Below are 13,564 nucleotides of genomic sequence, written 5' to 3'. Positions count from 1 at the left end.
AATTAGAACTATCAAGAATGGGACAAAATGGTTTTGCTATCTTTGAATACTGATAGTTGAAACGCGCGGGAGCAGCCCGCTTTTTGTCCCACTCTTAATTTTGTATGTTGTTTTAGGGTGGAGAGACCATCCTAATTGCAAGGAAAGGAATCGATTGTGTTAGATATTTTTAAAGCGGTAATCCTGGGGATCGTTGAAGGGATTACAGAATTCTTACCAATTAGTTCAACTGGCCACTTGGTCCTAGTTGATGAGTTCATTAAGATGCAACAGTCCAGTCAGTTCACGGACATGTTCAACGTTGTGATTCAGTTGGGGGCCATCATGGCCGTGGTCGTCCTGTACTTCCACAAGTTAAACCCATTGTCACCACGTAAAAGTAGTACGGAGAAGCGCAATACTTGGATGCTGTGGAGTAAGGTGATCTTGGCCGTTATTCCATCCGTTATTATTGGTTTGCCGTTGAATGACTGGATGGATGCTCATCTGATGAACTGGGCAGTCGTTTCCGCTACCTTGATTATTTATGGGGTACTCTTCATCGTCATCGAAAATCACAACAAACGTTTGACACCACGGTTCAGTGACTTACAAACGTTGCCTTACACGACAGCATTGTTTATTGGTTGTTTCCAATTACTATCATTGATTCCAGGGACGTCACGGTCAGGAGCCACTATTTTAGGGGCCATCTTGATCGGCACGTCACGCTACGTTGCAACGGAATTCTCGTTCTTCATGGCAATCCCAACGATGTTTGGGGCTTCGTTATTGAAATTATACAAATTCTTCCATCACGGCGGTTCACTAGCCGGGTTGCAAGGTGTCGTTTTAGCAGTAGGGGTGGTTGTATCATTTATCGTAGCCTACCTCGCTATTCGCTTCTTGTTGGATTACATTAAGAAGAATGACTTTAAGGTGTTCGGTTGGTACCGGATTGTCCTTGGGGTCTTAGTGATTGCTTACTTTACGCTAGTTCGTTAAGCAGGTATTACATTAAATTGAGGTCAAAAAGGACGTCTGGAAATTTTTCCAGACGTCCTTTTAATTTGCTGCGAGATGGAGTTTTTAAAGTTGGATTTAAGACCAACCCGTTTTCTATGTTAGTAGCTGAAACGTGCGCCCTAAAGCAGTTTGTTCCGCTTAACCCGAAATCAGTGACCATTCCAAAGCCCGGAATAATCGCTGATTCCACGTTAATGCTCACAAACTAACCGCCTTAGGGCACACTCTTAGCTGAAACGTGCGCTAGCAGGCAGGTCCTTCCGCTTAGCTACGAAAGAGTAACAATTGCCAAGAGCACAATTATCACTCTTTCTAGGCTATGCTCAGGATCTAACCGCCTGCTAGTCCACTCTTTTGATGTGCCACGCCACGCGGTTAATAAATTCAGCGATTAAAAAGCCGATTGCGATAACCCCCGCAATGATAACGACCTGCACGAAATATTGATAAGCTAGATCAGAATTACCCGTTACTAAGTTGCGCACGACTCGGTAAGCTTGACCGCCCGGAACTAGCGGGACGAGGCTAGGAATGTTGAAGATAATCATTGGCATCCGTTTGTAGTGGGCGGCTAATCCGCTGGCAACCCCAATGACGGTAGCTGCAATCAGATTACCTACGGCCAGTTTGCCATCTATACTCAGTGGCAATAAGTGATAACAGAGTTCATACGTAAACCACCCGGCAGCCCCAACCCAGCCACTCAGGTTGACTGCTCGTCTGGGAATATTGAGTAGGACACCGAAAGCGGCGGTGGCGAGGTACGCTAGAATAAATTGCATGATGCCAGTTGTTAATAACCAGTGTTGCATGACGAACCTCCTCTTAGTAGAAAAACGACGTTAGGGCAATGCCAACACCGATTGCACATGCGGACAGCACAGCTTCAATGGCGCGTGCGGGGCCACTCAAAAGGTTGCCGGTCATCGTATCACGTACGGCATTGGTAATGGCGACGCCGGGAACCAGTGGCATGACAGCCCCAATGATGATGGCATCGGGGTGGTAAGCGTGGCCGTTAGTGATGTAAAAGCCAATCAGTGTGATGAGACCAATCAGCAGGGCACCGCTGAATTCACTGAAGAAACGTAGTGAGCCTAACCGATTGATCCAGTAAAAAGTGGTAAAGCCGGTCAAGCCAGCTAGGCCACAAGTAAGCAGGTCTGCAATCGCTGTTTGACCAGTAAAGGCGATCATTAACGGCACACTGACAACAATCGAGGCAAGGCATAGCCAACTGAATGGAAAGGTTGGTACGGCTCTATTGACTTGTTCAAGAGCCGTGGCGAGTTCAGTTAGATTGAGCTGTTGAGTGGCAAATTTTCGGGAGAGGGTGTTGACCTGATCCACTTTTTCGAGGTCCATGCCGCGCCGATGGATTGCGCGAACTTCACTAGTTGCATTTTTTGGTAGTGATACCGTGATACCCGTTAGTAACACAAAAACCTGAGCATCTGGATAACCAGCGTTAGCAGCGATTCGTTGCATAGTGTCTTCCACTCGCTGAATCTCGGCACCATTTTCGAGTAAGATGGCGCCGGCTAGTAACGTGGTTCTTAACATGATCGCTGACTCGTTCATTAGGACACCTCCCATAGTAGAATTATGTATTGGATAAAGCTATTTTCTCACGAATTTGAAAGCGCGTCATTAGTTTGAAACAGAATGTTTGCTGGAAGAGGTCGGTTATGGGTAAAATCAAACTAGCAAATATAATTTTGGAGGCATTTCGATGACATCATTAACTAAACTCACTGATACGTACACGTTAAATAACGGCACTAAGATTCCCGTGGTTGGTTTTGGGACCTGGCAAACACCAGACGGCCAGGTTGCTTACGAATCTGTTCTAGCCGCTTTAAAAGCTGGTTACCGTCACATTGACACGGCCGCTGCTTACGGCAACGAAGATAGTGTTGGTAAGGCGATTGCGGACAGTGGGGTAGCACGTGAAGATTTATTCGTCACGACTAAGCTCTGGAATGCGGATCATGGTTATGAAGCAGCTAAGAAAGCTTTAGAGACCTCACTACAAAAGTTAGGCTTGGATTATGTTGATCTATACTTGATCCACTGGCCAAACCCAGCGGCAATGCGCGACAACTGGGAACAATTAAATGCCGATTCATGGCGTGCCATGGAAGAAGCTTATGCTGATGGTAAAGCACGGGCCATCGGGGTTTCTAACTTCCGTCCTAAGCATTTAGACGCTTTATTGAAGACGGCCAAGGTTGTGCCAGCAGTTAACCAAATCTTCTTGAATCCTAGTGATACTGAAGATGAAGTAGTTGCATACAACCGTGAACATGACATCTTATCAGAAGCCTACAGCCCACTCGGTACTGGGAAAATCTTTAGTATTCCAGAATTGAAGACGATGGCCGATAAGTATGATAAGAGTGTGGCTCAAGTTGTTTTACGTTGGTCATTACAACACGGCTTCTTACCACTACCTAAGTCAGTTCACGCTGATCGTATCGAACAAAACACAGAGTTATTCGACTTCGAACTTAGCGAAGATGATATGCAAACAATCGATGGGTTACACGGTGTCGCTGGTTTAGCCAATGATCCTGATCAAGTTAACTTCTAAATTCAAACTCATTGTGATGAAGGCCTGGACATATTGTCTGGGTCTTTTTAGTGTTGAGTTAAGATGTAACTTTCGCCTCCAGTGGTCAGTATTAACTTAGCTGTGGAACTGGTCCAAGCCTGAAAAGCGGTCTTGGATCGATCCTTGATCATTGGCACAATTCGCCAATGATCAAGCCGTCCGTGGTGTAAGTCTGGCAAAAAAATCACCGAACTAACGCCACCTTCACAGCATCGCTAGTACTGACCACTTCCGGCTAGACTGATTGTTTTTTATTCTTTTGATATTAATCAAAACGAGACTAGATATTATATTAGGAATGATTGCTTAAATTGATTTCATGTGCCAACGAAAAAAGGACCACCCAACCTAGTAGTTGAATAGCCCTTATCGTTTAATCTTTAGTAATGTACTTTGAAATTGTCTGGTCGTGTCGCGTTCACAACGGGGTGGCTGGCAAAGTAGTCAGCAATCAAGACCGTCATGTCAGTTGGTAAGCGCCGAATGATCTTAGTCGTATTGTACATCGGATAATTGCCACCGCCACCCGCACGGTAGTGATTGAGTGTGACGGTTAGCTTTTGTTCGTCCGTGACTGGTTTGCCATGATAATCCAGTTGCACGACGCGCTTGCCAAATGGTTGCGTCAAATCAAAAGCGTAGTCGATACCACTGTAGATATCATAGATGTAATGACGTAGTTTAGGGTGTAAAAATTCCGGATTAACGCGAATACGGCCGTTTTCCAACAAGAAGTAGCGCGCACAACGTTCCAAAGCTGCCCGCAGATCGGCACCAGTAATCGTTTCGACTGCGAGTTTGTTAGGGTAAACGTAGCTATTCATCACTTCACGCATGGTGACGTGTTGTTTGAGACCGGGCACGTCGTCGTTGAAGATCGCAGTTGCTGCAATATCAGTACCAGTCGCTGCCATTTCAACTTGGTTAATAAAGTTAATGTAAGGATGGTTATGCAGCCGTGCGTCCAAATGATCATGAACGAGCATGTCACCATTAATCTGACCAAGTGGGGTGTCCAGCCAATCTTCCATCTGAGCGTCAAGCGGTTCGATCAAATCCATGACTTGTTTGTCAGGTGTGGCTTTAGCAACGGGGAAGACTTCGGGTGTCCGTTGCGTGATTTGCCGATTCGTGTCTAATTCTAATGTGATCATGCCAACGTTGGCACCTTTCATGCCAGGTTGGGTGACGGGGACGCCATTGACCGTCACAGCCAGTTTACGATGCTGGTGTCCCGTGATCATAGCGTCAATTCCAGGCACCTCTTCAAGAATCGCGGAGCCCCGGTTCTCACCGTTTAAACGTTCCGTTGGTTGATTAGTCTCAGGGTCACGTTCCAGGCCGCCGTGGTAGGCTACAACAACCACGTCAGCTAATTGGCGCAGTTTAGGGACCCAGTGCTTGGCGGTAGCGACAACGTCTTCAAAGTGGAGCCCTTCGATGTGCTTAGGCTGCTCCCAGTGGGAAACGAATTGGGTCGTTAACCCTAGAATGGCCACTTTGACACCGGCACGTTCTAATAATATGTATGGTTGCGAAAATAAGGTCCGTTGTTGATCATCGTGGATATTAGCAGCGAGCATGGGATATTCGCGACTGGATTCGCACAGGTCAAGGTAGTCGAGCCCATAGTTGAATTCGTGGTTGCCAAAAATTCCTGCCTGAACGTGGTTGCAGTTGGCTAGCCGGGAATATAGTGGTGCCATTTCACGGTGTCGACGTGCGATGAAATAGGTTAATGGAGAGCCTTGGACAAAATCGCCATTATCAATAACGATGGGCCAGACGTCCGCATTATCTTCATGAGTCAATTGACGGATGACTGTTGCGGCGCGGCTGAGACTGAATGGTGCCACGTTATGGCGACTACTATAATCAGTAGGCGCTAGATAGCCATGCACATCACTAGTTGAGATTAATTTGATTTTCATCACGGGCCTCCAAGGAATGTTTGTGTTCTATTATAACAATATTCATGGCAGGTAACTTAACTTTAACCATCAACTTAGTAATTTTTTGTAAGTGATTACGATAATTTTTCGATAGTGGGATGACCTGTAAAACCTGTCTAAGATAGCGAGTATGTGAAAATCAGTATGTTTATGAGATGGTATTAGTTGTTTTTTCTACTGGATAGGCCTGTTCCAACTTTGGTGTTTTGGGTTGCTGAATAATAAAATTAGCTGGTTATTTGGCATTGCACTATGAAAGATATTAATGGGATGGAGCAAAAGAACAAGGTGTTTCAGAATTTTCAAGATTCTGAGACACCTTGTTCTTTAGTTGTGATAGAGCTTTTCGCTATTTAAAGAGCGTCATGATTTTTGGTGCTTTAATCGATAACAACTTTAGTTCCATAGGCAATATTTTCGTAGACCCACTTTGCATCAGCAACGCTAAGGTGAACGCAACCATGAGACGATGGCTTTTTACCAAGGTCGTTGGCAACACTTTGGATGAAGTGGCCTTGAGCGTCGGTTGGTGTCGAATGGAATAAAAATTCACCATGATTAAGCCATGAAACCCAGTAATAGGCACCCTCCTGTTCACTAGCACTGTAAAAATATTGGCCGCGTTCAGCTTGAACGTGATAAGTTCCCCGGGGTGTTGCATGTTTGGTATCTGGTAACCCAGTGGAGACATACATGGTATATAGCACCTGCTGGTTATTCATGAGATACATCCGTTGTTTTTTTAGTGCAACGTGTACCCACATATGAGGATAGTTGCTAACTCTAGGATAAGCGACAGTCTCGGATGACTTATGCCAATCAATCGGCGTTCGCATTACTGTTTTATGCAGTGTTGGTTTAGGCGTACTTGGAGCACTGTAACGAGCAGCTAATTGTACTGCGTGTACTGAAGTAATGGTATGTGGCTGAACGTTTTGTACTGGCGAAGAATGATCGCTATGAATTAGAATGATACCGTTTAAAAAGATTAGTGCAATTATTAATAATAGATAGGTTTTCCAATATTTCATTTGCATTTACCTTTAATGAACGATGGCTACGTAGCGAATGGCGCCAGAGGCAGAAATATATTTCAACCAAGTATAACCATTTGCCTGTACGGTCTCCGTGTAGATAACTTTGTTGCCAGCATAGTATTGACCAACGATAGTAGCATTCGTATTGGGTGACACTCGAATATTAGTTGTCGTTGTAAATGTATATGTGCCGGAATTTGGTACTTTAGCTGATCCGGTATTGCTAGGAGAATTACTGATAGCAATATAACGGATGTTGCCAGAAGCCGCTGTGTATTTCAACCATGTGTAACCATCTGCCTGTACTGTTGCAGAATAAATCACTTTGTTGCCGGCATAATATTGGCCAACAATGGAAGCACTTGTACTTGGTGCGGTGCGGATATTGGTTGTTTCTGTAAATGTATACGTGCCAGATTTGTTCGTTGTCTTAGTACCAGAATCGCCCTTGGAATCAGATCCGGATAAATCACTGTCCCAAGATTGGAGATTATAATCTTTGATGCAATTAATAAGAGATTGTGCATAGTTAGGTGCTGTAGCATAGCCATCTTTTTGTAAATCGTTAGCAACTGTAGAATAGTTTGTAACACCTAATAAGTTGTTGTAACGAGAATTGTTTGCAAGAAAAGCACCATGGTCTTCTACACTGGCAGCCCAATTTGGGTATTTTCTAAACGCAGCATTGATAGTTATATATTTACCATTTACATATTCTTGAGTTGGAAAATAGATAGATTGACCATTATATGTTCCTTTAATCCCAAATAGATTATTTCCCTTTACGGCAAGTTGTGATTTTCCCCAGCCGCTTTCAATAATAGCTTGTGCGGCAGCGACAGAAGGAAGAACCCTGTATTTTTTCCAGCCAGATATGGCACCACTTTTAATGTTATTGAAAAAAGTTTGTTGATAATTAGCCAGAGTTGCTGTAGATAATGCTTGTACGCTTGCTACTTGGGTTAAAAGTTGTTTGTTAACATTTTTTGAAATTGATAAGCTTGTTTTAGCAGCCGGTTTACTTTTAATTGAGATAGTTGATGAAGCAGTTGAGGTTGCTGCATGTTTTTTTAAGTTTATGGTATTGGTATTTACTGTATTGGAATTAGTTTGTGACTTGTTAGTAGTATTGTCAGTTGATGGAGTGGCTGAATTAGTGCTGCTGCTTTTTGAGCTTGCCGTACTAGAATTTACTGTATTGGAACTGGATTGTGATTTGTTGGTAGTATTGTCAGCTGATGGAGTAGCTGAATTAGTGTCACTGCTTTTTGAGCTTACAGCGCTTGAACTTACCGTGGTGGCGTTAGACTGTGACATGTTGTTAGTCGATGAAGCAGCATTTACTGTGGTGGTCTCTTTTTTTGAAGACATGTCAGTATTATTGGTAGATAGATTTGAAGTTGGATTTTTTGTGCTTTCGGCAATAGTTGTGTTTGTTTTTTCTGTGTTAGCTTGGACTTTTATAGTATTCCCCGTATATAAAAATAGTCCTGTAGCAGCTAAGGACAGTAATGATACTTTTGATAGTACACTCACTTTAAAGACCCCTCTTGTATTAGTACGTAAGCTTACAAATATATGCTAATACTATTAAAAGGCGGAATCAAATACTTTTTAATATATATTTTAAATGCATATTTTATATAAAACTATTATTTAATAGATTGACCAATGTGGTCTGGTTGCAATAGTATGGTTTTTATAACAAAAGGAAAACCCGACAAAGTCAATTCATCAGGCTTTGTCGGGTTTTATATTTATTAAAATACTGGTCGGTGTGCGGGCTTTGATCGTAAGTCATCGCAATCATAAGTGGCAAGCTCTTTTAAGCCGTCCTTACTTGCATCGAAGTAGGCGGTCAAACCTTGTGAGATCATCAAGTTGAGTTCCTTAGTAGGATCATATTGGACGATCAGTACCGGAGTCTTTTCAGCAACGGCCGCGCCGACTTCAAACATGGTGCCAGAATCTGGTTCGTTGGTCGCACTAGTCATGTCGAAATCTAGTAAAGCAACGACCAGATCAGCTCGGTGAACTTGGCGCATGTCAGAGGCGTAGACGTATTGCTGCCAAGCACGGCTACCAAAGGGTTCTTCTTCAAATTGGTGCTCTTCTGGAATAAAGATTCCCTCAGAGTTGATGGTTGGGTTGGCAATCAATGCAGCTTTGACTTCCTGAATGCGGGCCTTTTGAGCGTCATCAAAAAATGGTGCGGCTAGGTAAACGTTATTCATAAGGAATTCCTTTCTGGACTACGACATTGTAATAAGACCATTTTAGCGGAAAAAGGGCTCTGGTTTCAAGTGTTATCACAGCAATAAGCAACCTAGTTAAAAGTTCGTTATTATGACGGCTTGTGTGCAAACGGATGGCGCATGCTGGGAATGAAGATCAAGACGCCAATGAAATTAAGTAGTAGCGAGAGCGCGGTGAAGATGAAGACGCCGTTATAGTCGAACCAGTTGGAAATCAGACCACCTAATAAAGAGCCAAGCATACTGCCGGCTGCCTGGAAGGACTGATTCCAGCTGAAAATCGTACCGGTTAGCTCTCTAGGCGTATTTTTGGATAATAAGGTTTGGACGGTCGGGAAGAGGGCACCATCTGAAATTCCAATCATGAAGCGTAGTAATCCGAGGACCCAGATACTGGAGACTAATCCTTGGGGGAAGTAGACGATAATTGCAAAGACAAAGCCGAAAACCAGAATCCGGTCGGCACCTCGTTGATCACCCAAGCGACCAAGGCGTGGTGCTGACAACAGGGTTGAGATTCCGGGTAAAGCAGCGATGATTCCCGCAATCACGGTAATCGGGCCAACGTTATGCATTAATTCTTTAACGTACAGACTGATAATTGGAGTAATTGAATTATTTCCCATTTGAATAATCATGGTTGAAACCAGTAACGTAATGATTAATTGTGGGTTTTTGAACTGACTCAGTAAACTTCCAGTGCGTTTTTCGGTGGACACGTCACCCGGCTTAAAGTTTTCATGGACGAGTGTTAAGCTCAACACAAAGACGATCAGGAGCAGGACTCCCGTAATTACAAATGTCAGTCTAATTGAGAAGACTTGAGCTAGCACGCCACCAAGAATGGGGCCGATTAGATTTCCAGAAACGTAACCGGTTGTCAAAATTCCAATGGCGGTCCCGCTACTTTCCTTGGGTGTTTCAGTTGCAATCAAGGCGCTGGCGTTTGGAATATAGCCGGCACACAGCCCTTGCAAGAAACGTAAAGCAATTAGGATCCAGATATTATGTACGAAACCCATGGCACCAATGACAATCGCCATTCCTAATGACGAGCGGAGTAGCATGATTTTACGGCCACGACGGTCAGCAAGCTTGCCCCAGAGTGGGGAAACGACGGCGACAACGAAAAAGGTTACGGCGTACGTTAAACCGCTGTACATTGTCAGCTCGCCCTTTGAAAAATCGCCCATTTGGCCGACATATAATGATAAGAATGGCATGATTTCGGAGAATCCCATCCCCGCGATAAAGGTTCCGAGCCAAAGCACCGCTAAATTGCGTCGCCAGCCCACTAATGCGCCCTTCACAATTGGTCACTTCCTTAATTGAGTTTATTAATACTATCTTAGAGCGAATTGAGTGTTAACGCAATTGGAGACTTTAGTCGAATTAGCTTGACCAGCACTCCCTAAAAAAACTACAATGGAAAGAATTGTAGAAAGGGTGAGCGGTGTGCAACAGGAGTCAAAGTATCGAGTTGAGGTAATTCCGTCTAAACATCGACACATGTCGAATTGGGATATGTTTGCGACGTGGATCGGCGCAAACGCTAATAATGGGACGTGGTATGTCGGTGGCGTGCTGGCAGCGTGCGGATTATTAACAGCTCTCAAAGTTATTGTGGCATCGTCCACGCTATCATATCTATGCTTATCGTTAGTTGGTTTTATGGGATATAAAACGGGTGCGGCAACGATGAGTTTGATTCGGGGGTCCTTCGGGGTCCGGGGAAGTTACGTGCCGTCATTTGTGAATTTGACGCAATATATTGGTTGGACAGCGGTCAATACGTTTATTGCGGCTAGCTCTGTGAGCTATTTATTGCATGACTTGATTGGCTGGCCTGTATACGGTAAGCCCGGTGGTGCCAAGGGCTTGATCTTAGGAATTATTGTCATGAGCATCTTACACTTGTTAAGTGTATCGGTCGGGCAACGTTCCGTTCAGATGATTGAGCGTATCGGGATTGTTCTTGTTATTTTATTCGTCATTTGGGAAACAATCGTCGTCTTCAAAACGGTGTCGATGAGTGATCTGCTAACGTGGCACGCCCCAACGAAGTTACATATGACAGCTGGTGCCGGTATGGATACGTTAGCTGCATTTAACCTGTCATGGGTTACTGCTGGGGCTGATTTTACCCGCTTTACGAGTAAACGCAGCGGTGCAACTGGTATGCCATTCTTGGGTGCTTTTACCGGGTTGTTCTGGTTTGCCTTCATCGGGCTTGCAGCTACCATCAGTATTGCAATTACGTCAGGTACTTATGATCCTAATAATTCAGATCCAAGTACAATTGCCAGCCGGTTAGGTTTAGGGATACTAGCGTTATTAGTCATCATCTTAACGAGTATGACAGCCAACGCGGTCAACCTATTAGCCGCTGGATCAGCGTTATCTAATATTTTTCCACGAATTCGATTACGACCAGCTCTGTGGGCCGTGACAATTATAGCAACGCTTGTGACGCTGATTCCATTAGTCATGGGGAGCTTTTTAGCCGCTTTTACGGCCTTCTTGGATTATATCGGGATGGTCCTTGGACCGATGATCAGTGTTCTATTAGTGGATTACTATTGGCGCCACCATCAGAAGTATGATGTCAACGAACTGGCTAGTTCTAAAGGCCAGTACTGGTACCATCATGGGGTTAACTGGATTGCCTTAATTTGCTGGGTCTTAGGCGTCGTATTATTCCTATTATTGAAGCATATCGCTTTCGTAGCGAATGTGACTGGCGCAACCTTTATCGATATGGTGCTGATTGCTTTAATTTATATGGGATTAATGCGGATTTTTTACCCATTACCTGCTAAAAAAGCCTGATTGGATTACAATGAGGGAGTAAACAAATTAGAAGGGGTGGCATAATGTTTGAATTAGCTGAGATTGATGATTTATTAACAACTTAGGTGAGCACGCGGATTTTGCAACAATCGCGAAATGGGAAGCGGATCTAGGAATTCAGCACTATCAATATGATGTGATGACTGGAGAAACGACTTACTTTGGTGAGAACGGCTACCTAGTGGAGCGCCTGACAAACGGGTTAGCAACTAAAGTCTCACAAGAGATAGACCTTGCAACAATCGAACAAGCTGCAGCGCAGTACGTGAGTGGACAATTAGCTTTAGCCGATGCAGTTAAGCAGTTAGCAAAAGCTGGTTGTCAGGCATGGACGGCTAACTTAAAGCGTAACGTCATTGACTTCAGTGGTGACGAAGGTAAGATTCTAGCAAGTGTTAAATTTTAGACTGTAAAGTTAAGTGAGTCTCAATCTTAAATGGCTGAGGCTTTTTTTACTCAACGGAAGTTATAACATGTTATAATCTAATGAAATGAGAATTGAGGTGTAATTCATGAGTCAATTAACAGTTAGAAAAATTGGTAATTCAGTTGGGACTATATTTCCTAAGCAATTAGGTCTGAACTCGGGTGAAAAGTTGAATTATTATTGTGAAAATGATCAGTTGATTATTGATTTAAAACCGTTGCATCTTCAACACGATCGGGATTTGGTTGAAGAGAGTTTTGCTGATTTTGATACGGGTAATTGGGTTAGCGAATCAGCTATGGAAAAAGAATTCGGCAAGTACGGTTGGGGTAAGTAAATGTATGATTTAAAGTATACGGATAGCTTCAAAGTTGCCTTACAAACAACAATTGATTACTGGCAAAGTGAATTAAAATTATCAGAAGAACGTATTCGTAACTTTATTGAATCAATCTATAAAAACCTTCAAAAATTGCGTGAGTATCCATTTCTTGCACCAGATGTCAGTGGTGTCTACGGTTTTGCAGTTCCCACATTTCGAATTGTGATTGGACGTAGTTATGCTATTTTTTATCGAGTTAATCAGAAACAACAAATAGTTGAAATTGGGGCGCTTTTCAATACTAGCAAAATGCAAGTTCCCTTTTAACAAATAACGTCCTTGTTGCTGAACAATGCTCAGTGCAACGGGGACGTTATTTGTTAGTAACCGGCTTGATGATATTGTTTACTTAACCGGCGCTCAATACTGATCAGGGTCAGCGGGTTAAGTTTACGCAATTGTTCAGAATCATAGCGCATGATGAGTTGTTCGGGACTGTTGTTGGTGACGCTGGTAACGCCGTTCAGTCCTTGCAAGGTCTGCTGAATAGCTTGCTGAAGTTCTGGATGTTGTGGCCACACTGCTGATGTCAGCATAACCAGCCCGTGTTCGGGGTGCTGGTAAGTCATCTGATACTTATTAAGATAACGTTGGAAAACTTCTTCTGGGTTCATGATTTTCCTCCTCAGCCTAAGTGACGGTGACGATTGTTTAAAAAGTCAGCTAGTTTAACTTATCCATAAGGGAATGGCTGACCAGCTGAAAAATCCGGCTAGGCAAGCACACAGGATACCAATAACTAGCCACGTTGTTCCAGACAATTTGGTGGCGTGGCGGTAATGATGAGCGCTCAAAATCCAACAGAGGATAGCGAGCACACCGCTAGTACCAATAATTAAATCAATTGTTAATTCCATAAAAATAGTCGACTCCTTATTTTATCCCCTTTATTGTGCGGGAAGCTGAGGAAAAGTGCAATCATAAATAGGTGATTGGCGACAAAAACCGCCAGCTGTAATGGGTTATCCTGTTTAAATTCATCAAGGGTATCGTTGACGGTCTAAGAGATTGACTAAAGGTTGAAAGTTAATTGTTCAATGAA

Annotated in this window: 15 protein-coding genes; 6 read left to right on the top strand and 9 right to left on the bottom strand. The window is 43.5% G+C overall.

The window, feature by feature from the left end; genetic code table 11:
- Positions 1-156 precede the first annotated feature (156 nt).
- Complete coding sequence (locus ACG95_RS13425) at positions 157-984, top strand: undecaprenyl-diphosphate phosphatase (RefSeq protein WP_048001053.1); 828 nt, start codon at positions 157-159, stop codon at positions 982-984.
- 362 nt (positions 985-1,346) lie between these two features.
- Here the strand turns inward: ACG95_RS13425 and ACG95_RS13420 are convergent, their stop codons facing one another.
- Together ACG95_RS13420 and ACG95_RS13415 are read right to left on the bottom strand one after the other, a co-directional pair.
- Complete coding sequence (locus tag ACG95_RS13420; protein WP_048001025.1) at positions 1,347-1,817, bottom strand: threonine/serine exporter family protein; 471 nt, start codon at positions 1,815-1,817, stop codon at positions 1,347-1,349.
- 13 nt (positions 1,818-1,830) lie between these two features.
- Positions 1,831-2,586, bottom strand: coding sequence for a threonine/serine exporter family protein (locus ACG95_RS13415; RefSeq protein ID WP_048001024.1), 756 nt, complete (start codon positions 2,584-2,586; stop codon positions 1,831-1,833).
- 151 nt (positions 2,587-2,737) lie between these two features.
- On the opposite strand from ACG95_RS13415, the gene ACG95_RS13410 reads away from it, so the two are divergent.
- Positions 2,738-3,598, top strand: a complete 861-nt coding sequence (locus ACG95_RS13410) for an aldo/keto reductase (protein WP_048001023.1) — start codon at positions 2,738-2,740, stop codon at positions 3,596-3,598.
- Positions 3,599-3,999: 401 nt separating this feature from the next.
- On the opposite strand, the gene ACG95_RS13405 is transcribed toward ACG95_RS13410, so the two are convergent.
- From ACG95_RS13405 to ACG95_RS13385, 5 genes are all read right to left on the bottom strand, one after another.
- The gene (locus ACG95_RS13405) at positions 4,000-5,550 is read right to left on the bottom strand and encodes a bifunctional metallophosphatase/5'-nucleotidase (protein WP_048001022.1); all 1,551 of its coding nucleotides are present in this window, start codon (positions 5,548-5,550) and stop codon (positions 4,000-4,002) included.
- 401 nt (positions 5,551-5,951) lie between these two features.
- The gene (locus tag ACG95_RS13400) at positions 5,952-6,602 is read right to left on the bottom strand and encodes a L,D-transpeptidase (RefSeq protein WP_152668356.1); all 651 of its coding nucleotides are present in this window, start codon (positions 6,600-6,602) and stop codon (positions 5,952-5,954) included.
- A 12-nt stretch (positions 6,603-6,614) separates the two neighbouring features.
- A complete protein-coding gene (locus ACG95_RS13395) occupies positions 6,615-8,144 on the bottom strand; it encodes a glucosaminidase domain-containing protein (protein ID WP_082137380.1) in 1,530 nt (509 codons plus the stop codon).
- 224 nt (positions 8,145-8,368) lie between these two features.
- Positions 8,369-8,842: a nucleoside 2-deoxyribosyltransferase gene (locus ACG95_RS13390; RefSeq protein WP_048001020.1), complete on the bottom strand. Its 474-nt coding sequence runs from the start codon at positions 8,840-8,842 to the stop codon at positions 8,369-8,371.
- Positions 8,843-8,952: 110 nt separating this feature from the next.
- A complete protein-coding gene (locus ACG95_RS13385; protein ID WP_048001019.1) occupies positions 8,953-10,173 on the bottom strand; it encodes an MFS transporter in 1,221 nt (406 codons plus the stop codon).
- Positions 10,174-10,318: 145 nt separating this feature from the next.
- Between ACG95_RS13385 and ACG95_RS13380 the strand changes: the two genes are divergently transcribed.
- From ACG95_RS13380 to ACG95_RS13365, 4 genes are all read left to right on the top strand, one after another.
- Positions 10,319-11,692: a cytosine permease gene (locus ACG95_RS13380; protein WP_048001018.1), complete on the top strand. Its 1,374-nt coding sequence runs from the start codon at positions 10,319-10,321 to the stop codon at positions 11,690-11,692.
- 73 nt (positions 11,693-11,765) lie between these two features.
- Positions 11,766-12,119: a DUF1398 family protein gene (locus ACG95_RS13375; RefSeq protein WP_337588711.1), complete on the top strand. Its 354-nt coding sequence runs from the start codon at positions 11,766-11,768 to the stop codon at positions 12,117-12,119.
- A 106-nt stretch (positions 12,120-12,225) separates the two neighbouring features.
- Positions 12,226-12,477, top strand: a complete 252-nt coding sequence (locus tag ACG95_RS13370) for an AbrB/MazE/SpoVT family DNA-binding domain-containing protein (protein WP_048001017.1) — start codon at positions 12,226-12,228, stop codon at positions 12,475-12,477.
- Entirely contained in the window at positions 12,478-12,789 is a 312-nt protein-coding gene (locus ACG95_RS13365; protein WP_048001016.1) for a toxin RelE, read from the top strand. It abuts the gene before it with no gap.
- A gap of 53 nt (positions 12,790-12,842) precedes the next feature.
- Here ACG95_RS13365 and ACG95_RS13360 read toward each other — a convergent pair whose 3' ends face one another.
- Both ACG95_RS13360 and ACG95_RS14290 read right to left on the bottom strand, forming a co-directional pair.
- On the bottom strand, positions 12,843-13,136 hold the full coding sequence (locus ACG95_RS13360; RefSeq protein ID WP_048001015.1) for a hypothetical protein: 294 nt from the start codon (positions 13,134-13,136) through the stop codon (positions 12,843-12,845).
- 54 nt (positions 13,137-13,190) lie between these two features.
- Complete coding sequence (locus ACG95_RS14290; RefSeq protein ID WP_082137379.1) at positions 13,191-13,379, bottom strand: hypothetical protein; 189 nt, start codon at positions 13,377-13,379, stop codon at positions 13,191-13,193.
- Positions 13,380-13,564 lie beyond the last annotated feature (185 nt).

Source organism: Lactiplantibacillus herbarum, assembly GCF_001039045.1.
GTDB classification, from domain to species: Bacteria; Bacillota; Bacilli; order Lactobacillales; family Lactobacillaceae; genus Lactiplantibacillus; species Lactiplantibacillus herbarum.
Note: the sequence above shows the minus strand (reverse complement) of the source record. Positions and strands in the feature narration are given on the sequence as shown.